This is a genomic window from Pseudoduganella namucuonensis, assembly GCF_900116645.1.
In the GTDB taxonomy this organism is placed as follows: Bacteria; Pseudomonadota; Gammaproteobacteria; order Burkholderiales; family Burkholderiaceae_D; genus Rugamonas; species Rugamonas namucuonensis.
Map to the genome: position 1 here is coordinate 18,333 of NZ_FPBO01000024.1, position 20,052 is coordinate 38,384.

Genomic DNA, 20,052 nt, shown 5'->3' on the forward strand with positions numbered 1-20,052 from the left:
CGGCGCTAGTCGCAGAATGCGACATGGCGTTGTGTTATAGCAACATGGCCTGTGGCGGGGCCATGCCGTACGCTATCCTGTATGAGAACGCAGACCAATCAGGTTCAACACGGAGAGTGACATGAAAATATTACGCAGTATTGCCGCCGCAGCCGGTCTGGTGGCCGTCGCGGGCATGGCCCACGGCCAGAACGCGACGCGCGAAGAAGCGATTGCGTTGGTGAAGAAGGCCGTGGCCCATGTGAAGGCCAAGGGCGTGGAGCAGGCCTGCGTCGACTTCGCCGATCCGCAGGGTGGCTTCATCCAGGGCGAACTCTATGTGTTCGTCCAGGATATGAACACCAAGATGGTGTGCCACGGCGTCAACAAGCGACTGAACGGCAAGGACATGTCCGAACTGAAGGACGTCGACGGAAAGTACTTCACCAGGGCGATGACTGAGCTGGCCAAGACCAAGGGATCGGGCTGGGTCGACTACCAATGGCCCAACCCGACCACGAAGGCGCTGGAGCCCAAGTCCAGCTACGTGGAAAAGGTCAACGACACCATTTTCCTCGGCGCGGGCATTTACCGCAAATAATCGCGTCAGTAGCGGTGCCGGATGCCCAGCGCCACGCTGCGGCCGGTCGCCAGGCCGGTGTAGGCGTCCCGCATCAGCAGCGCGTACAGGTCGGTCCGTTTGGACAGGTTGTGGTCATAGCCCACGGTCACCGTGTTGCGCCTGGGGTCCACGCCGCTGGTTGCCACGCCGGCAGGCAGGGCGGGGAAGCCCGGCACCACGGTGTAGGGCGAGACTCCGGCGGCCGGCAGGTCGATCGACGATCGCGCCCACGACAGCAGGAATTTGCCGGCGCCCGCCGGTATCGCCGCGCCCACCTGGCTGATGGTGTATTTGCGGTCGGTGCCGGCGGCGTTGAACACCTGCGTGATCCGCTGCAGCTGGCCGTATAGCTTCACGGCCCCCAGGTCGTAGGTCGCTCCACCCAAATATGCGCGCTGGCTGGTTTCCGGATTGGGCAGCGTGGCCAGCGTCCCCAGCGCGGTCGTGTCGCGCTCGAAGGCGAAGGTCAGCGCCAGCGGGCCCGCGTAGTAATTCACATTGCCGCTCACGCGGCGCTTGCCGGCGGCTCCCGCCACTTCACCCGGCGCATACATCAATTTGGCGTTCACTCCGCGATAAGTCGGCGTGGTGTACTGCACCACGTTCGAGGCGCCGCTATCGGGGCCGTTCATGGGCGTCGCGCTCATGGGGAACTGGCCGCCGGTGTAGGTGTGCAGGAACACCGGCGAGTACACGGCGGAATCGATGAAGGGATTGAACAGGATCATGGAGAAGAAGTAGGGCGTGCCGATGCGCCCCACGTCCAGCTGGCCGAATCCGCCGGACAGGCCGACCGTGGCGCGGCGCGACAGCAGGCCGTCCGGGCTGCCCGCGAAGCGACCGGTGACGCCGGTGTCCACGGTGAAGAAGCCGGACAGGTCGAAGTTCGCCTTCAGGCCGTCGCCCAGGTCCTCGCTGCCGCGGAAGCCGAAATGGGAGGTGCTCATGCCGCCGTCGTTGACGCCGGTGGTGCGGATGCCGCCGCTCAGCTGGCGGCTGGCGAGGGTGGCGTCCACCTGGCCGTAGAGTGTGACGTCGGCGGCGCTGGCTGCGCCGGCCCACAGGGCGGCGAGGGTGGCGGCGAGGGCCAATTGGCGGTGCGCGCGGTGGTTTTTCATGCTGGTCTCCTGCGTATTCGTTGTTGTTTGTACGGTCGTACAAAGCGGAATATACAGTCGTATAAAAACTATGTCAGCCCCCTTGTGCCGCCCGCTGTTGCTGGGGCGATACGGATTTTCCGTCCGGCGCGGGCTGTTCTCCTATGACGCCGCGGGCCAGCCACGGGCCGGATTTTTTTTGCAAATTATACGAACGTACAAAAAACTTGTACGGTCATATAAAAGTGGGCTATCATGGCCTCGATGCATAACAAAACCATTCATCCACAAACCTGGAGACAGCCATGAACACGATTAAATCCCTGGCCCTGGCGGCGCTGGCACTGGCCGCGCCGCTGGCGGCGGCCCAGAACAAGATCAACCTGGGCTACACCGCCGTCACCGACTTCACCGCCGCCTTCGTGGCCAAGGAAGAGGGCTATTTCAAGAAGCGCGGGCTCGACGTCGACATGCAACTGCTGACGATCACCTCGGCCATCCCTGCCGCGCTGCAATCGGACTCGATCCAGGTCGGTGGCACCGTGCCCACCGTGCTGCTGCAGGCGGTCGACAGCGGGCTCGATCTGGTGGCCTTCGCCAACGCCAGCATCAACGACAACACCGGCAAGAACCCGGCGCTGCTGGCGCGAACCGGCAGCAACATCAAGAGCGCCCAGGACCTGGTCGGCAAAAAGGTCGGCGTGCCCGGCGTGGGCGGCGTGATGCATGTGCTGATACGGCGCTGGATCATGGAGAAGGGCGTCGACCCGAAAAAGGTGACCTACATCGAAACCGCGTTTCCCCAGATGAGCGACCTGCTCAAGGCCGGCACCATCGACGCCGTGGCGACGGCCGATCCGTTCTCGACCCGCATCGAGCAGGCCGGCACCGGCGCCGTCGTCTCCTACGTGGGGCGCGATTTCCCGAGCGGCTTTTCCAATGTGCTGTACGCGGCCAACCGCGGCTGGGCGGCCCAGAATCCGGCGCAGGTGCAGGCGTTCCGGGAAGCGCTGGTGGAGGCCATCGCCTTCGTCGAGAAGGAACCGCAGAAAACGCGCGCCCACATCGGCAAATACATCAAGCTGCCGGCACCCGTGCTCGAAACGCTGCCGATACCCAAAATGATGGCCGACCTGGCGGCGCCGCGGCTGCGCTTCTGGGCCGAGTCGATGCGCCAGCAGGGCATGCTGAAGAACGAGCCCAATCTGTCCGCGGTGATCGTCAAGTGAAACCACGGCTGGTTCCGGTGTTAACATTGCCGCATCGACCACGCTGAATGAAACCGCTTATGAAGACCGCCACCAAAGAATCCACCCCGAACCGCAAGGAAAGCATCCTGGTGGCCGCCGAGCGCCTGTTCGCAGCGCGCGGCTACCACGGGGTGTCGATCCGCGACATCGCCAACGAGGCGGGCGTGCAGTTCGCGCTGATCGGCTACTACTACGGCAACAAGCTCGAGCTGTACCACCACATCTTCGAGCTGCGCAGCGGCTACATCAAGGAGCGCCTCGAACTGCTGGCGGGCATCATGGACAACGCCACCGCCCGCAACGCCCTGGGCGACATCGTCGACGCCTTCGTGGGGCCGGTGCTGAAGCTGGCCCAAAGCGTGGACGGCGACAATTTCCTGCGCATGGTTTCGCGCGGCATGACCGAGCAGCTGAGCGAGGACGAGAAGGTCATCCAGGAGCTGTTCGACCCGCTGGCGCACGCCTTCATCGACGCGATGGCCAGCGTGCTGCCGCATGTGAGCCGGGGCACCGTGGCGTGGTGCTACCAGTTCGCGCTGGGCGCGCTGCTGCACCATGTGACGGACCGCCGCATCGAGCGCCTTTCGCGCGGCGAGAACCGGCGCGACGATTTCGGCGCCACCCAGCCCATGCTGGTGAAGTTCATTGTGCACGGCATCCGGGGCGTATGCGGGCCCGTGCCCGCCATGAAGGCGGAGACTAGCACCTCCGCCACGAAGACCAACGCCGCCAAGCCGCGCGCCGCCGCCCCCAAGCGTGCGCCCGCGCCCCGGCGGACCAAACAACCATAACGAGACTCATCATGAATGCACAAGTGGTCCCACTCGGCCAGCAGCCGCGCCAGGCCTCCAGTCCACGGCGGCAAGCCGCGGGCGCCGGCGCCTCCAAACAGATACGCTTCGACCGCGTTTGCCTGGACCTGGGCGGGCGCCGCATCATCAACGACCTCGATTTCGTCATGGAGCCGGGCGAGTTCGTGTGCGTGGTCGGGCCGTCCGGCTGCGGCAAGACCACTTTGCTGCGCCTGTTGACCGGCCTGGTGAAGCCGAGCACCGGCGCCATCACGCGCGGCGGCGTGGAAATCAGCGGACCGTCGCGCGACGTGGCGATCGTGTTCCAGGACTATGGCAAGGCGCTGCTGCCTTGGCGCACCGTGGCCGGCAACGTCAGCCTGGCGCTGGAGGCCATGGCCGTTCCCAAGGAGGAGCGCGCCGGCCGCATCGCCGACCTGCTGCGCAAAGTCGGCCTGGCCAGCCACGCGGAGAAGTATCCGTCCCAGCTGTCCGGCGGCATGCAACAGCGCCTGCAGATCGCGCGCTGCCTGGCGCAGGAACCGGCCGTGCTGCTGATGGACGAACCCTTCGGCGCGCTGGACGCGATGACGCGCCAGGGCCTGCAGGACGAGGTGGCCGGGCTGGTCGAGGAGCTGGGCACCACGGTGCTGTTCATCACCCACGACCTGGACGAGGCGATCTACCTGGGCGACCGCGTGATCGCGCTGCGGGCCAACCCGGGCCGCGACAGCAGCAGTTTGGCGCAGTCGATCGCAATCGACATCGCCCGTCCGCGCGACCAGCTGGCCACGCGCGAGGAGCCCGAGTTCCTGCGGCTGCGGCGCCACCTGTTCGACTTCATCCAGGAGCACCACAAATGAGGACGCTGGCGATGCGCCTGCGCGGCGCGGTGGTCCCCCTGGCCCTGCTGTTGCTGGCCGAAGCCGGCATGCGCGCGGCCGGCACGCAAAGCGACGCGCTGGCACGCCCGAGCGAGGTGGCGCTGGCGCTGGGCGAGGCCCTGGGCGACGGCAGCCTGCTGCGGGCCAGCGCGCAGACGCTGGGCGCGGGCGGCGCCGGCCTGCTGGTGGGCGGCGGCCTGGGGCTGGCGGCGGGGCTGTGGTTCGGGCTCTCGCCGCTGGCCGGCCGGCTGTCCGCGCTGACGGTGGAACTGCTCAAGCCCGTGCCCTCGGTGGCGCTGATACCGATCGCCATGCTGCTGTTCGGCTTCGGCTACCGGATGGAGATCCTGGTGGTGGCCTTCACCTGCTTCTTCCCGATGCTGATGCTGTCGCAGGCGGCGGTGGCCGGCGTCGAGCCGCGGCTGCTGGAGATGGGCACCGTGATCGGACTCACGCGCCGCCAGCGGGTGTGGAAGATCGTGCTGCCGGCCGCGCTGCCGCGCATCCTGGTCGGCTTCCGGCTGGCGGTGGGCATCGCGCTGGTGGTGGCGGTGACGGTGGAAATCGCCGCCAATCCCTACGGCCTCGGATACGGCCTGATGATCGCGCAGCAAAGCCTGCGTCCGGACCTGATGTTCGCCTTCCTGTTCTGGATAGGCGCGCTGGGCTGGGGCCTGAACGCCCTGATGGTGGCGCTCCAGCGCCGCTGCATCACCCCCTTCAACCAAGGAGCCGCGTCATGAAGGACAGGAATGGCTTGATCGCCTCGGCCGGCAGCGTGGCCGTGACGCTGGCGCTGCTCGCCGCCTGGTCGGCGGTCTCCGCGCAGCGCTGGATTTCGCCGGTCTACCTGCCGTCGCCGGCCGCCACCTGGCAGGCGCTGAGCGAGGGCCTGCTGCAGGGCGAGCTGCTGGCGCTCACCCTGGGCACGGTGGAGCGCATGTGCTACGGCTGGCTGCTGGCCTCCATCATCGGCGTGGCGCTGGGCGCGGCGATCGGCGTGTCGCCCATGCTGCGCGCCTGGCTGCAGCCGATGCTGGAACTGATACGTCCCTTGCCCGCGTCCTCGGTGATGCCGGTGGCGATCGCGCTGTTCGGCCTGTCGCCGGGCATGGTGCTGTCGGTGATCGCCTTCGGCGCCCTGTGGCCGGTGCTGCTGGCGACCGTGCACGGCTTCGGCGCCGTCGAGCCCAGGCTGGAGGAGGTCGGACGCGTGCTGGGCCTGTCGCGGCTGCAGTTCATCGTCAAGATCGGCCTGCCCAACGCGCTGGCCGACGCCTTCGGCGGCGTGCGGCTGGCGCTGACCATCGCGCTGATCCTGGCGGTGGTGGGCGAGATGCTGGCCGCCCAGCAGGGCCTGGGCACCGCGATCCTGGCGGCGGCACGCTCGTTCCGCTCGGCCGACCTGTTCGCCGGCGTGGCGCTGCTCGGGGCCATAGGCTTCGCCAGCAACGCGCTGTTGCACCTGGCCGAGCGGCGCATGCTGGCCTGGCGCCGCTGACCCCCGCTCCACTTCCGAACATCCCCCGAAGAATCGCATCCGGCGCCGCGCCGGAGGGGGACCGCTTTGTCAAAATAACGAAAGGAACACCCATGGCACGCCGCTTCATCGACATATCCATCCACCTCGAGAACGACGTGGTGTCCGATCCTCCCGGCCTGGGGCCGCGCATCGACTACACCGACCACCAGATGAGCTTTGAGCAGCTGGCGCCGTTCTTCCCGGGCCTGCGCAAGGAAGACCTGCCGGACGGCGAGGCGTGGGCGGTGGAGGACGTGCGCCTCAACACGCACAACGGCACGCACCTCGACGCGCCTTACCACTTCGCCTCCACCATGAACCGCGGCGAGCGCGCGCTCTCGATCGACGAGGTGGACTTGAACTGGTGTTTCCAGCCCGGCGTGAAGCTGGACTTCCGCGCGCTGCCCGACGGCTACGTGGTGACGGCGGCCGACGTGGAGGCCGAACTGGCCCGCATCGGCCACACGCTGCGGCCGCTGGAGATCGTGCTGGTCAACACCGGCGCGGGGGCGCGCTACGGCCAGCCCGACTACGTGCGCTCGGGCTGCGGCATGGGCTACGAGGCCACCATGTACCTGCTCGAGCGGGGCGTGCGCCTGACCGGCACCGACGCCTGGAGCTGGGACGCGCCCTTCGCGCACACGGCGGAGAAGTTCCGCCAGAGCGGCGACGCCGGCCTGATATGGGAAGGGCACAAGGCGGGACGCGACATCGGCTACTGCCACCTTGAAAAGCTGGGCAACCTGGCCGCGCTGCCGGCCAGCGGCTTTTACGTGTCCTGCTTCCCGGTCAAGATCCGCGGCGCCTCGGCCGGCTGGACGCGCGCCGTCGCCATTTTCGACGACGCGCTGCAAGCCGCCTGAGCGCCATCAACCATCCACCCACAACGACTGATAAGGAATCCCAATGAAATCGCTTGCCACCCTCATGCCATCCGCGGCGCTGTCCCTGTCACTGGCGATGGCGCTGCCGGCCACCGCGCAGGGCCTGCCCGACAAGGGCAACTACAAGATCGACGCGGTCCACTCGCAGGTGCTGTTCACGGTCGGCCACCTCGGCGTGTCGCGCCTGACGGGCCGCTTCGACGGCGTCAAGGGCGAGTTCTCGGTGGACGGCGCCAGCGGCGCGGTCAGGGCGGAGATCGACGCCGCCAGCGTCAACACCGGCTTCGCCGACCGCGACAAGCACCTGCGCAGCCCGGACTTCTTCAACGCCGCGCAATTCCCCAAGATCACGTTCGAGAGCACCAGCGCCAACCTGGCAGCGGACGGCACGCTGGCCGGCAACCTGACGCTGCACGGCGTGACGCGGCCGGTGACGCTCAAACTGAGCCAGGTCGGCGCCGGCAAGGATCCCTGGGGCGGCTACCGCAGCGGCTTTGTCGCCACCGGCGTCGTCAAGCGTTCGGACTATGGCATGAAATTCATGTTGGGGCCCGTGGGCGACGAGATCGAGGTGCGGCTGAATATCGAGGCCATCAAGCAGTAAGGCTGTCGCGCGGGGCGGGCAGCCCCGCGCATAGGAGAATGACATGGATACGAGTAATCAATTCGCAGGCATCCTGCTGGCGGCCAAGGCGCTGGGATTGCCGGCGGCGCTGGCCGGCATGACGCTCACGTGCACGGCGCTGGCCCGCGCCGGAGGCCGGGGCGGGCGCGCGCTGGCAACGGCCGCCGCGCCGCTGGCGTTGACGCTGGCCTTCCTGGGCGGCTACGCCGCCGTCAATTTCGAACACTGGCGCATGCCGCCCGAGCAGGCGTGGGACTGGCTGCCGCCGCTGATGCTGACAGCGCTGCTGGCGTTCGCCGCGCTGGAGTGGCGTGGCGCGGGGCGCGGCGCCTGGAGCGCGGCGCAGGCCGCCGTCGCGCTGCCGGGCGTGTGGCTGATGCTGCCACCGGCGTTGCGGGAGCAGGGCGCCGCCATCGCCGCCGCCTGGACCGCGGGACTGGCGCTGCCATGGTTCGCCGCCGCGCGCGCCCTCGACGCGCCGCCGGACCAGCGGCTGTGCGTCGCCGCCGCGCTGGCCGCGGCGTCGGGCGGACTTGGCCTGGTGGTGGCCCTGGGCGGCAGCGTGGTGATCGGCTGCGGCGCGTTCACGCTGATGGGCGCCCTGGCCGGCTGCATGGTGTCCGCCTTGGACAGCAAGGCCGCGCCGCCGCCGCGCGCGGTGAACGCGCTGGCCTGCACGGCGTTCGGCGCCATCCTGCTGGCCGCGTATTTCTATGCCGAGATCTCGCCCTGGCTGCTGGCGGCCATCGCCATCAGCCCCTGCGCGGCGCTGCTGCCGGGCCGCGTGCTGGCCGGAGCGCCGGCCCGGCCCTGGCGCGCCATCGCGGCCGGCACCCTGGCCGCGGCGCCACCGCTGCTGGGCGCGACGGGCTTCGCGGTGTGGAGCCATCTGCACCAGGCCAGCGCCTACGGCTATTGAGGCCGTGGCGGTTGTTGAAGCCCCGTCGTTGAAACCCCACCGTTACCAGGAGTCCCCATGCTGAACGAAACCCACGCCCCCGACCTGAAATGCTGGCTGGCGTCCGCCGCGCCGGGCGGCGATTTCCCCATCCAGAACCTGCCGTTCGGCGTGTTCCGTCCGGCCGGCGGCAGCCAGCCCATGCGCGGCGGGATCGCCATCGGCGACATGATCCTGGACCTGGCGGCGGCCAGCGCGCTGGGCCTGTTCGACGGCCTGGCCGCCGAGGGCGCCGCGCTCGCGGCCCGGCCGGAGCTCAACGACTTCATGGCGGCGGGGCGGGACCGGTGGTCTGCCCTGCGGCTGGCCGTCTCGCGCCTGCTGCGCGTCGGTGCGCCGCAGGCCGAGGCGGTGCGCGCCTGCCTGCGGCCGCAGGCGCAGGCCGAGTATGGCCTGCCGTGCCGCATCGGCGACTACACCGATTTCTTCACCTCCTACGACCACATGATCAACTCGGGACGCGTGTTCCGCCCGGACGCGCCGCCGCTGCCCAATTTCAAATGGATGCCGATCGGCTATCACGGACGCGCCTCCTCGGTCGAGGTCAGCGGCGCGCGCCTGCGTCGGCCCAGCGGCCAGTTGCCGCCCGGGGAGGGAGGGCGGCCCGAATTCGGCCCCTCGCGCCGCATGGACTACGAGATGGAGCTGGGCGTCTTCGTCGGCCCCGGCAATGCGCGCGGCACGGCCATCGCGCTGGACGCGGCGCCGGAGCACCTGTTCGGCGTCTGCCTGCTCAACGACTGGTCGGCGCGCGACATCCAGGCCTGGGAGGCGCTGCCGCTGGGGCCCTTCCTCGCCAAGAACTTCCTGACCACGATCTCGCCGTGGATCGTGACCTTCGAGGCGCTGGCGCCGTTCCGCAGCGCCTTGCCGCGCACGGCGGACGATCCGGAGGCGCTGCCTTATCTGCGGCCGGCCGACGGCGCCCTGGCCGGCTACGACATCGAACTTGAAGTGGCGCTGGCCACGCGCGCCGGCGGCGGCGCGGCGCAGCGCCTGAGCCGCAGCAGCTACCGCCACGCCTACTGGGGACCGGCGCAACTGCTGGCCCACCACACGCGCAACGGCTGCAACCTGCGCCCCGGCGACCTGCTGGGCAGCGGCACCCAGTCCGGTCCCGGCCCGGCGGAGCAGGGCTGCCTGCTGGAATTGAGCCGGGGCGGGCGCGAGCCGGTGCGGCTGTCCAACGGCGAGCGGCGCGCCTTCCTGGAAGACGGCGACACGGTCGTCATGCGCGGCTGGTGCGAGCGGCCCGGCTTCGCGCGCATCGGCTTCGGCGAATGCCGGGGCACGCTGCTGGCGGCCGGCGACGCGTGAGGGAACGGTGGCGTTGAATGACTCACATGGCGGGGCCGCCCACGAAAGCGGCGTTGGCCGCCAGGAGTATCTCCTTGACGGCGATGCATTCCGCGATCTGCTCGTATCCCTGGAATTCCATGCAAACGGCCTTGCCCTCGCTGTCGAAATAAGGGCTGCCACCGGTCCCGAACGCGTTCGTCTTTCCGTTCTCCAGCTGAATCCTGTATCCATGGGCCGCGATGGTTCTGGTGAAGTCGCTTGATCGGGCGTCGATGAAGGGCATGACACCCGTGTCAGTGACTTTTCCGACGAGAATGCTTGGAGAGTTCGTCAGCAAATTGCGGGTCAATAATAGCGCGACGTCGTTCTTCGCGAACTTCTTGTCGCTCAACGGTAGCTCCTGAGTATTTTTTTTGGCGGTCTGTAATATCGAGATCAAGCCGTTCTTGCCGGTGGAGATTCTCTCCGCCGGCCAAACGCTCCCATCGTGAAACTCGATGGTGGTGTCTTTCGCGCCCCCTTTGGGGATGCAGAAACTGGGAGCCGCGATCAGGCCCAGTTTGCCGTTGACGATGATGCCATTGCATATCTTGTACGTTTGGTCGCTACTGGATGCAATCACTATCATGGAACTCCGCGACTTTTCCAGTATCGCCGTCAATGCCTCCCGCGCCGGCTTTGCATCGGACTTCGCCTCCGTTTTGGCGATTTCGGTAAGCGCGGCCACGGCGGGCGGACCGACATTGCTCTTGGTGCCGGTCGATGCCCAGTAGCTCAACGCCTCGATGCCGCCCTCGTTGGCATACGCCACCGCCAGCGCGCGTCCGACCTTGGGCGACGCCAGTTCGCCTATCGCTATCAGGGCGGCTTTTTTGCTGGAATCGTCCTTGATCAAATGCGGGATCAGTTTCTCCACGGTTTGCATTTCCGCGATTCTGTTCTGATAGTCCTTGCTTTGCGCATCTCTCTCGGCCTGCTGCTTTGCCACGGTGATTTGGGCGCTGTTATACGAATGAGTGAAATAGGCGCCTATTCCGGCTATGGTCAGGCTGGAAATGAAGGTGAATATGCCGCCGAGGCTGGATACGATTTCCCACACGTCCTTTTTGGAGCGATGCAGGCTCAGGCCCTCGACGATGCCACCGGGAACGGCGCCGTTTTGTATGAGTATCTCCACGATTTCCCCGCTCTTCACATTGGCCGCGGCGGCCAATGCCGTTTCGCCCTCAACCTTCGCGTTGGGACACATTCCGGCTTTGAGATACGTCTTGACGATGGCCGTGTTGCCATCCCGAATATGTCGAAGGAAATGCCTTTGCGAAAAGGGAAGCCCATTGTTGGAGAGGACCGCACGGGCTTGCGCGAGCGTGAACGAGTCGGGATCGGAGTCTGAGATAGTCATGATGGCGATGCCTTTTCGACGTGGGTCTATCCTATTCCGTTCCAATGGCCGCAAATCTCTCGAATATGCACATCGGGCGCCGCAAGTGACAATTGGAGAGGAATCGCCTCTGCCGTATGGTGTTTAATTGCAGCATCATTCCCCCTAAAACATTAAACAGGCGAGGCGATCATGGTCGGCAAATTAAAACCCGCATTCAAGTTGGCAACCGGTGCGGGCGGGAAAGCGGCGGCGAAACCGAAATCCAAGGCGGCGTCGCGGCGAGGGTGCAAGATGTCGGCCAGCCTGGCGGCGTTGCTGGGCGCGCCCCGGAAGCGCACGCCGCTCGGCGCGATGATGGCGTTCGGCGTCCAGGGGCCGGTCGCCCCGGCCGATCCCACCTTGCACGTGCTGGTGCGCTGCACGGACACGGCGACGAAGTCGGTGGCCGGCGTGCCGCTGGCCAAGGGCGCCGGCGATGTCATGACGGCGCTGGTGCCGGCCAGCAAATTGGCGAAGTTCGTCGCCGCCCCGCAGGTGCAAAGGGTGTCGGCCCCGAGGATGATGCGCCCGCTGATGGATATCGCCTTGCCCCTGGCCGGGGTGCCGAAGTATGTGAAGAAGACCGGCATGTCCGGCAAGGGCGTCATTATCGGCATCGTCGACACCGGTATCGACCTGACGCATCCGGATTTCACCGGCCGCGTCCTGAAGCTGTGGGACCAGGAGATCGCGGGCCCCGGTCCCGGCGACGGGCTGGGCAACTTCGGGGCGGTGCTGACGGGGGCGGCGATGACCGTGAGCAAAGATGTCCACGGCCACGGCACGCACGTGGCGGGCATCGCCGGCGGCGGCGGACAGGCATACCCGGGCGTGGCGACCGGCGCCGAATACCTCATCGTGAAGACCAATTTCCAGAACAGCGCGATCGTGGAGGGCGTGCGCTGGATCTTCGCCGAGGCCGCCAAGCTGGGCCGCCCCTGCGTCGTCAATCTCAGCCTCGGCGGCCACTATGACAGCCACGACGGCATGGACGACACCAGCGTGGCGATCAGCGACGAATGCGGGCCGGGCAGGCTGGTGGTGGCGGCGGCGGGCAACGAGGGCGGCGACCCGATCCACGCGGCGCAGGCGGTGACCGCCGCGAGCCCGGGCAGTTTCGGCATTCTGGTCAAGCCGCGCAAGTCGCTCGAGTCCGCGCCGTATTTCCTGGTCAATGGCTGGTATTCGGGCAAGGGGAGTTGCGAGGTGCGCGCCGTCTCCTCCACCGGCGCCAATACCGCGTGGCAGAAGCTGATCGCCACGGACCCGGCGGTGAAGACCTATACGCTGGGCGGCGACACGGTGACCATTTCCACGCCGGATTCGGCGGCGCCCAATGGCGACCGGCAGTTCGTGGTCGAGGTGCAGGGCAACGCGGGCCCCGTCCAAGGCGGGACCTGGAAAGTGGAAGTGCGCCGCAAGAGCGGGAATCCCGGCGTCGTGCACGCGTGGCTGCTGCTCCATCCGGACCGCCCGAGCTCGGCCCGCTTCGCCGTGCCGGTGTTCGACAGCCTGATCGGGTCTCCGGGGGCCGGCCTGGATGTCGTCACCGTGGCCAGCTATACAAGCAGGAACACCTGGAAGGACCTGTCGGGGGAAGAGGAATCCGTGGGCCTGGCGCCCGACACCATCTCCGAATTCAGCAGTCCCGGACCGCTGCGCGGAGGCGGGCTGAAGCCGGACGTGGCGGCGCCGGGAGCGATGATCGCCTCCTGCCTGTCGTCGGCCTCGGCGGTCGAGCAGGGCAATGTCATCGCCAAGCGATACCGGGTGATGGCCGGCACCAGCATGGCCGCGCCTTTCGTCTCCGGACTGCTGGCGCTGCTGCTCGAGGGCAAGCCCCAGACCACGCCCGCCCAGGCCAAGGCCTGGCTGAAGAAGGGCTCCTCCATCCCGAATGCCGCCGCCGGCAAACATGATGTAAAGTGGGGGTATGGCTTGATCAAGGTGTAGACGATGGCGGCTGGCAAATTCGACGCGGCACTGAATGTTCACCTGTCCCGGCAAACGCAGGGTACGGTGGGCGTTTCCGTGCGCCTGAATTCGCCGCTCACGCCCGAGGAGGCGGCGCGAATGCGGTCCCTGGGCATGGTGGGGGCCGAGACCGGCAGGCGGGTGCTGTTCGGCACCGTGCCGGTGTCCGCGCTGCCTTCCCTTGCCAGCTTCGACAAGGTCGCCCGCCTTTCGCTGGATCAAAAGATGGCGCCCAAGCCGGGTGTCGCCGCCTGAGCGCCGGCTTGGCCCGGTGTAGGAAAATTCCCGTATACTTGCATGCATTGATCCATCGGCCCCGGCCAGGAATTGCATGAAACCGCTGACTCGACCAACCTTGTACGCCGCGATGTTGCTGGCGTTCGCCCTTCCCGCGGCGGCGCAGTGCGAGCGGGTCGTCGTATCCGCCGATCCCGACTATCAACCGCTGCACTGGTACGACGGCCGCGCGCTGCGCGGCGCCAGCATCGACTTGGCCGTGCGCATCCTGGAAGACCTGGGCATCCCCCACGAGGTGCGCTACACCGGGCCGTGGAAACGGGTGCTGGCGGCCGCCGCCGCCGGCCAGGTGGACCTGGTGGCGACGCTGAAGATACAGCCGGAACGCGAGCGCTACCTCGCCTTCGCGCACCCGGCCGCGTTTCCCAATCCGGTGGCCGTGTTCATCGAACGCCAGCGCGCGTTCAGCTTTCGCGATTGGAACGACTTGAAGCACTTGCGCGGCGGCGTGGCGATGGGCAACCGCTTCGGTCCCGAATTCGACAAGTTCGCCGAAGCGAACTTGCACCTGCACGAGGCCGGCACGCTGGACACCAATTTCAGGAAGCTGGGCCTGGGGCGTATCGATTATTTCGTGGTGGGCTTGTTCGCCGGCGAGAAGTATCTGGCCAGCCACGGCCTGAACGCGCGCTTCGTCGCCTTGCGGCCGTTCGTGGCGGAGGACAGGAATTACTTCGCCTTCGCCAGGAACAGCCCCTGCGTCAAACACCTGGAAGCCTTCGAGGCGCGCCTGAAGGAAATAGTGAAGTCGGGCGGCAACCTCGCCGTCCTGAACGCCAGCCTGATGCAGGCCGACATCAAGGTCGACAGCACCACGCTGGGCCGGAAGTAGCGGGGCTGGCCGGCCCGGACCTCAAGGCCAGTGGGCGGGCCGGAACTCCTCCGGCGAGCAGCTTTGCTGTTGCGCCTCGGCGAAGCGCGCGAATTCGGCCGCGCTGGCCTGGCCGGAAAACACCGACCAGTTGAACATGCGCGCGAACAGGCGCACCCGCTCGCGCGGCTGGTCCCGCAGGGCCGGCTCGGCCGCCAGTTCCCGCTTCAGCTGTTCCACGTCCAGCCGCAGCGTGTCCGTGCGCACGCCGCCGCCGGCGTCGCTGTCGAACAGCATCAGCTTGTCCGCGCCCGGCGCGCTGGTCCAGCGCGGCCACGCGGGCGTGTCCGGGCCGCCGTGGCGCGGCAGGCCGTCGCGGGCAAAGGCCGTCCAGCAGCCCGCCATCGCGTCGGACACCTGCTGGCGGCCGGGCCGGTTGGCCTTGGTGGCGCAGCGCACCGGGTCGAACTCGCCGTCCAGGTCGCGCAGCACGAAGGGCACTTCCATCACGTGCGCCGCGCCCAGCAGCAGGGGCAGGCGCAGCAGCGGCACGGTGGCGTGTTCGTCCCAGTCGAAGCGGTAGACCCAGACATGCGGATTGCCTCCCTCGACCATGCTGCTGGCCGGTCCGTCCACGCAGCTGGCCTTCCACAGGTCGGACAGGTAGTGCGCGTGCAGGCGGTAGCGGGCGGGATCCCGTATCACCGGCAGCTTGCCGAGGTACAGGCGCACGAACTCGGGATTGCCGGCCATGAACAGCTTGTACTCGTCGCGGTTGGAGCCGATGATGACGGGCACAGCGTTGTAGGCGCTGGCGTCCTTGAACAGCTCCTGCATGGGCGTGTGCGGCAGCACCGCGCCGTCGCGCACGATATGGGGCGTGTCGTAGAAGCCCAGGCCGGCCGGGGTGACGGCGGCCAGCAGCTGGGCGGCCGGCATGGCGCGCAGCGTCGCCGCCAGCTGGCCCGGCGCCAGCGCGGCGATGGCGGCCTCGGTCGCGGACGCGCTCAGCCGGCCACTGGCCGGCCCGGCCGCCGGATCGTGCGGCGGGGGCGGGACCAGCCAGCGGCGCAGCAGTTCGCGCGAACTGAGCTCGTGGCCCGGCTCGGCGGCGTTGGCGAAGTTGCGCGCCTGCGCGGGGCTGTGGCTGACCGTGATCGGCGACTGCGCGATGGCCCGCTGGAACAGGCCCGCCGCCAGCGGGCTGGCCAGCAGCGTGTACACATTGAGGCCGCCGGCCGATTCGCCGAACACGGTGACGTTGCCGGGATCGCCCCCGAAGGCGGCGATGTTGCGCCGCACCCAGCGCAGCGCGGCGATGATGTCCAGCGTGCCGAAGTTGCCGGAGCGGTCCTCGGGGCTGTCGCCGTCCTGCGCCAGTTCGGCGAGGCTGAACCAGCCGAAGATGCCGAGCCGGTAGTTCATCGACACCACGATCACGCGGTCCCGGCCGGCCAGGTTGCGCAGCGTGCCGTAGGCGGCCGCCGTGCCGGCCGTGTTGGCGCCGCCGTGGATCCAGACCATCACCGGCAGCGGCGGCGCCGCCGCCGCCTCGGCCGCCGTCATGCGGGGAGCGTAGACGTTCAGGGTCAGGCAGTCCTCGGAGCCGGCCACGCGGCCCCATTCCGGTTCCGGGGCGCCTATGGTCTCGCCGGCGAACTGCATGGCGACCGCGCCGTATTCCAGCGCGGGGCGGGGTTCGCTCCAGGGCTGGGCGGGGCGGGGCGCCTTCCAGCGCAATTCGCCCACCGGCGGCTTGGCGTAGGGGATGCCCAGCCAGGCGTGGGTGTCGTGGCGGTCCGCGAAGCCGAGCACGGGGCCCTCGGCGGTGAGGCGCAGCGAGTCCTTGTCCGCGGCCTTGGGCTGCGGCGGCGGGACGGAGCGGCTGGCCTTCCACGCGAACAGCGCGGCGGCGGCCAGCAATGCGATTAGCAAGATATACATCGTCATCCTCTTTCGGCGACAGCATGTGATGGCACTTCGTCGGGCACGCTGGGACGCATGCTAGAACCAGCTGCAGATGCCGGGGTCAGACCCGCCGGGTCTGACCCCAGGGTTGCGCCGTTGGTTGTGGCGGGCCGCGGCGCGCCGGGCAGCAGGAAGTGCGCCAGCGCCGGCAATAGTACCAGCGCGCCCACCATATTCCACAGGAACATGAAGGCCAGCAGGATGCCCATGTCGGCCTGGAACTTGATCGGCGAGAAGATCCAGGTCGCCACCGCGATGGCCAGCGTCACGCCGGTCAGCATCACCACGCGGCCGGTGAACTGCAGCGCGTGGTGGAAGGCGTCCGACAGGCTGTCGCCGGCGCGCTGGCGGGCCAGCATCACGCTCAGCACATACAGCGCGTAGTCCACGCCGATGCCGACGCCGAGCGCGATCACCGGCAAGGTCGCCACCTTCACGCCCATGCCCAGCCACACCATCAGCACCTCGCACAGGATCGAGGTCAGCACCAGCGGCAGCACCGCCACCACCACCGCGCGCCAGGAGCGGAAGGTGGCGTAGCACAGCAGGATCACCGCGCCGTACACCCAGAACAGCATGTCGCGCATGGCCTGCTTGACCACGATGTTGGTGGCCGCCTCGATGCCGGCGCTGCCGGCCGCCAGCAGGAACTGTTCCTCCTTGGTGTTGTTGGCGGCGGCGAAGCGCTCGACGGTGGCGACCACGCCACTCAGCGTGGCGGCCTTGTGGTCCTTCAGGTAGACGTACAGCGACAGCAGCGAGCAGTTCTGGTTGAACAGCTCGCGCGGCGCGCGCGTCTGCACCGCGCCCAGCGCGCTCTGGTTGGGCGTCAGGTTGTACCACTTGAAGTTGCCCTCGTTGTAGCCGGTGGCGGCCAGCTTGCTGAGCGAGGCCATGGAGTTGGTGGCGTCCACGCCGGGCAGCTGTTCCAGCTCCCAGGCCAGCGCGTCCACCTTGGCCAGGGTCTGGTACTGGGTGCACTGGTCGGGCGCGGTCTTCACCATCACCACCAGCACGTCGGCGCTGGCCGAGTAGTTCTGCACCATGTAGGCGTTGTCGCGGTTGTAGCGCGAGTCGGCCCGCAGTTCCGGCGCGCCGGGATCGAGGTCGCCCACCTGCAGCTGCAGGCTCACCAGGTAGCCCAGCACGGCCAGCGCGGTGCTGGCGGCGACGGCGGCGGTGGCCCAGCGGCGCTGCGTGAACTTGTCGAGCAGGGACCACAGCCAGGGCTTGCGGCCCTGCTGCGCGGCGTCGGCCTCCATGCCGCGCGCGGCGGCCTTGGCGCTGACGCCGGTGTAGGACAGCAGGATGGGCAGCAGCACCAGGTTGGTGAAGATCAGCACGGCCACGCCGATGCTGGCGATCACCGCCAGGTCCTGGATCACCTTGATCTGTATCATCACCAGCACCAGGAAGCCGACCGCGTCGCACAGCAGGGCCGACATGCCGGCCGCGAACAGGCGGCGGAAGGTGTAGCGCGCGGCCACCACCTTGTGGGTGCCGCGGCCGACGTCCTGCATGATGCCGTTCATCTTCTGCGCGCCGTGGCTCATGCCGATGGCGAACACCAGGAAGGGCACCAGCACGGAATAGGGATCGAGTTCGTAGTGGAAGGTGGCTAGCAGGCCGAATTGCCACAGCACCGCCACCAGTGAGCACAGCATCACCAGCATGGTGCTGCGCCAGCAGCGCGTGTACCAGTACAGCACCGCGCTGGCGATGGCGATGGCGACCACGAAGAACACCAGCACCTGCCGCAGGCCTTCGATCAGGTCGCCGACGATCTTGGTGAAGCCTGTGATGTGGATGGCGACGCCGTCCTTCTGGTACTTGGCGCGGATGTCCTCCAGCTGGCGCGAGAAGGCGCTGTAGTCCAGCGGCTGGCCGGTTTGCGGGTTCTTGTCCAGCAGCGGCACGAACAGCATGCTCGATTTGAAATTGCCGGCCACCAGCTGGCCGATCTCGCCGGAGCGTTCGACGTTGGCGCGCAGGACTTCCATGCTGCGCGGAGAGCCGTCGTAGTCGTCCGGGATCACGGTGCCGCCGTCCAGGCCCTCCTCGGTGACGGCAGTCCAGCGGGTGTTGGCGGTCCACAGCGATTTCATGAACGGCCGGTCCACCCCGGGCAGCAGGTAGATCTCGTCGTTCATCTTCTGCAGCGTGGCCAGGTAATTGGCGTCGAAGATGGTGCCCTCGCGCGGCGCCACGGCGATGCGCAGCGAGTTGCCAAGGCCGCTCAGGTCGGCCTTGTGCTCCAGGTAGTTCGCCACGTAGGGGTGCGAGGTGGGGATCATCTTCTCGAAGCTGGCGTTGAGCTTCAGGCCGGTGGCCTGGAAGCCCAGCAGCACGGTCAGCAGCAAACAGGCCAGCACGATCCACGGGCGGTGGTTGAACAGCGCCCGCTCGGCCAGGTTGCCCGAGCGGGTGTCGAAGTCCTGCAGCCGCCGGACCACCGGCTGCTGCTCAAGGTCGTTGTCTATGTTCATGGTGGTTCAACTCTTATTTGGTGGTGGGCGCCAGGCGCTTGATGCCGCGCAGGCCGGCCACGATCAGGGCGCCGTCGGCGGCCTGCGCCAGCGAGGCGGCGGGCAGCGACGGCGAGTCCGGCAGGCGCGCGAACGTGCGGCCCTGGTCGCGGCTGAGCAGCACGTCGCCGCCCTGGCTCAACAGCGCCAGGGTGCCGTCGGCCAGCGCGGCGCCGGCGGTGATGGACTGTTCCAGGCCGGTTTCCACCTTTTGCCAGTTGCGGCCCTGGTCGCCGGACCAGTAGGCGGTGCCGCGCAGGCCGTAGATCACCAGTTCCCCGCCGCGCCCCGCCACCAGACCGAAGTAGCTGCCCTTGTAGGGCGAGGCCAGCGGCTCGAAGCTGGCGCCGTTGTCGGCGGAGCGGAACAGGCTGCCCTGTTCGCCCACCAGGTACAGCGCGCCGCCGGCGGCGCGCATGCCGTACAGGTGCAGGTTCTTCGGGTTGTTGACGTGGGCGTTCCACGGCTGCCAGGTCTTGCCGCCGTCCGTGGTGCGGAACAGCAGGTTGTAGGCGCCCAGGATGTAGCCGGTGTCGCGGTCGGCGAAGTACAGGTCGAGGAAGGGCTTGTCCGGCCCGTCCGCCTGCAACTGCGCCGCCTCGGCCTGCGCCTGCGGGGTGGCGGCGGCGCGCGCCATGGCGTCGGCCGCCTGCAGGCCGTCGAGCTGCTTGCGCCAGGTCTGGCCGCCGTCGTCGGTGCGCAGCACCACGCCCAGGTGGCCCGCCGCCCAGCCGGTCTTGGCGTCGACGAACTGCACCGCCGCCAGACTGGCCTGGACCGGCGTGCCGGCCTGGCGCCAGCTGGCGCCGTTGTCGTCGGACAGCAGCACGATGCCGCGCTCGCCCACCGCCACCAGCCGTTCGCCGGCCCGCGCGGCGGCCAGCATGACGGCCGCGCGGGATTTGGCCGACAGGATCGCCGGCGTCGTCAGCACGGCGGGCGCGCGGGCGGCGGCCGCCGATGCCGCCGATGCCGCCTGGGCCGGGGTCTCCGCGGCGCCGACCGCGGGCCACAGCGCCGCCGTCGCCATCGCCAGGGCAAGCGCCCCCGCGGCGGCCCTGATCGCCGTGCCGGTGGCCGGGATGCCCGCCCCGCGCCGCGCCGCTCCGTCTTGCTTGAAGGTCGTCATCATGTTCCCCCGTC

At 68.3% G+C, this 20,052-nt stretch carries 18 protein-coding genes; 13 read left to right on the plus strand and 5 right to left on the minus strand.

The annotated features are described in order from the left end of the window. The first annotated feature begins 121 nt into the window (after window positions 1-121). Window positions 122-580 carry a cache domain-containing protein gene (locus BM436_RS22570; protein ID WP_093557793.1) on the plus strand — a complete coding sequence of 153 codons (459 nt, stop codon included), beginning with the start codon at window positions 122-124 and terminating at the stop codon, window positions 578-580. A gap of 5 nt (window positions 581-585) precedes the next feature. On the opposite strand, the gene BM436_RS22575 is transcribed toward BM436_RS22570, so the two are convergent. Beyond that, window positions 586-1,719 carry a porin gene (locus BM436_RS22575; protein WP_093557794.1) on the minus strand — a complete coding sequence of 378 codons (1,134 nt, stop codon included), beginning with the start codon at window positions 1,717-1,719 and terminating at the stop codon, window positions 586-588. 284 nt (window positions 1,720-2,003) lie between these two features. Here BM436_RS22575 and BM436_RS22580 point away from each other — a divergent pair, with 284 nt between their 5' ends. From BM436_RS22580 to fahA, 9 genes are all read left to right on the plus strand, one after another. Then, on the plus strand, window positions 2,004-2,927 hold the full coding sequence (locus tag BM436_RS22580; RefSeq protein WP_093557795.1) for an ABC transporter substrate-binding protein: 924 nt from the start codon (window positions 2,004-2,006) through the stop codon (window positions 2,925-2,927). Window positions 2,928-2,986: 59 nt separating this feature from the next. Then, window positions 2,987-3,739 (plus strand): TetR/AcrR family transcriptional regulator, encoded by a 753-nt coding sequence (locus tag BM436_RS22585; RefSeq protein ID WP_229490619.1) that lies wholly within the window; start codon window positions 2,987-2,989, stop codon window positions 3,737-3,739. 11 nt (window positions 3,740-3,750) lie between these two features. Next, complete coding sequence (locus BM436_RS22590; protein WP_093557797.1) at window positions 3,751-4,602, plus strand: ABC transporter ATP-binding protein; 852 nt, start codon at window positions 3,751-3,753, stop codon at window positions 4,600-4,602. Continuing rightward, window positions 4,599-5,366 (plus strand): ABC transporter permease, encoded by a 768-nt coding sequence (locus tag BM436_RS22595; protein WP_093557798.1) that lies wholly within the window; start codon window positions 4,599-4,601, stop codon window positions 5,364-5,366. The genes BM436_RS22590 and BM436_RS22595 overlap by 4 nt, the downstream gene beginning before the upstream one ends. After that, window positions 5,363-6,124, plus strand: a complete 762-nt coding sequence (locus BM436_RS22600) for an ABC transporter permease (protein ID WP_093557799.1) — start codon at window positions 5,363-5,365, stop codon at window positions 6,122-6,124. Before BM436_RS22595 ends, BM436_RS22600 begins: the two co-directional genes overlap by 4 nt. Window positions 6,125-6,216: 92 nt before the next feature. Beyond that, entirely contained in the window at window positions 6,217-7,008 is a 792-nt protein-coding gene (locus BM436_RS22605; protein WP_093557800.1) for a cyclase family protein, read from the plus strand. Between the two features lie 43 nt (window positions 7,009-7,051). Then, window positions 7,052-7,633, plus strand: a complete 582-nt coding sequence (locus BM436_RS22610; protein WP_218164910.1) for a YceI family protein — start codon at window positions 7,052-7,054, stop codon at window positions 7,631-7,633. Window positions 7,634-7,676: 43 nt separating this feature from the next. Beyond that, the gene (locus tag BM436_RS22615; RefSeq protein ID WP_093557801.1) at window positions 7,677-8,573 is read left to right on the plus strand and encodes a hypothetical protein; all 897 of its coding nucleotides are present in this window, start codon (window positions 7,677-7,679) and stop codon (window positions 8,571-8,573) included. 57 nt (window positions 8,574-8,630) lie between these two features. Further along, on the plus strand, window positions 8,631-9,929 hold the full coding sequence (fahA, locus tag BM436_RS22620; RefSeq protein ID WP_093557802.1) for a fumarylacetoacetase: 1,299 nt from the start codon (window positions 8,631-8,633) through the stop codon (window positions 9,927-9,929). A 22-nt stretch (window positions 9,930-9,951) separates the two neighbouring features. Here fahA and BM436_RS22625 read toward each other — a convergent pair whose 3' ends face one another. Beyond that, on the minus strand, window positions 9,952-11,313 hold the full coding sequence (locus tag BM436_RS22625) for an ankyrin repeat domain-containing protein (RefSeq protein WP_093557803.1): 1,362 nt from the start codon (window positions 11,311-11,313) through the stop codon (window positions 9,952-9,954). Between the two features lie 273 nt (window positions 11,314-11,586). On the opposite strand from BM436_RS22625, the gene BM436_RS22630 reads away from it, so the two are divergent. The 3 genes from BM436_RS22630 (at window position 11,587) to BM436_RS22640 (ending at window position 14,437) form a co-directional block, all read left to right on the plus strand. Beyond that, on the plus strand, window positions 11,587-13,287 hold the full coding sequence (locus BM436_RS22630; RefSeq protein ID WP_177307431.1) for a S8 family serine peptidase: 1,701 nt from the start codon (window positions 11,587-11,589) through the stop codon (window positions 13,285-13,287). A gap of 3 nt (window positions 13,288-13,290) precedes the next feature. Beyond that, the gene (locus BM436_RS22635) at window positions 13,291-13,563 is read left to right on the plus strand and encodes a hypothetical protein (protein WP_093557805.1); all 273 of its coding nucleotides are present in this window, start codon (window positions 13,291-13,293) and stop codon (window positions 13,561-13,563) included. A gap of 76 nt (window positions 13,564-13,639) precedes the next feature. After that, on the plus strand, window positions 13,640-14,437 hold the full coding sequence (locus BM436_RS22640) for a substrate-binding periplasmic protein (RefSeq protein ID WP_093557806.1): 798 nt from the start codon (window positions 13,640-13,642) through the stop codon (window positions 14,435-14,437). Window positions 14,438-14,458: 21 nt separating this feature from the next. On the opposite strand, the gene BM436_RS22645 is transcribed toward BM436_RS22640, so the two are convergent. Genes BM436_RS22645 through BM436_RS22655 form a run of 3 tightly spaced genes read right to left on the minus strand, consistent with a single transcriptional unit; the run spans window position 14,459 to window position 20,041 of the window. Beyond that, window positions 14,459-16,360 (minus strand): carboxylesterase/lipase family protein, encoded by a 1,902-nt coding sequence (locus BM436_RS22645; protein ID WP_093557807.1) that lies wholly within the window; start codon window positions 16,358-16,360, stop codon window positions 14,459-14,461. A 2-nt stretch (window positions 16,361-16,362) separates the two neighbouring features. Continuing rightward, a complete protein-coding gene (locus tag BM436_RS22650) occupies window positions 16,363-18,870 on the minus strand; it encodes an efflux RND transporter permease subunit (protein ID WP_093557808.1) in 2,508 nt (835 codons plus the stop codon). 13 nt (window positions 18,871-18,883) lie between these two features. Continuing rightward, window positions 18,884-20,041, minus strand: coding sequence for a WD40/YVTN/BNR-like repeat-containing protein (locus tag BM436_RS22655; RefSeq protein ID WP_229490621.1), 1,158 nt, complete (start codon window positions 20,039-20,041; stop codon window positions 18,884-18,886). Window positions 20,042-20,052 lie beyond the last annotated feature (11 nt).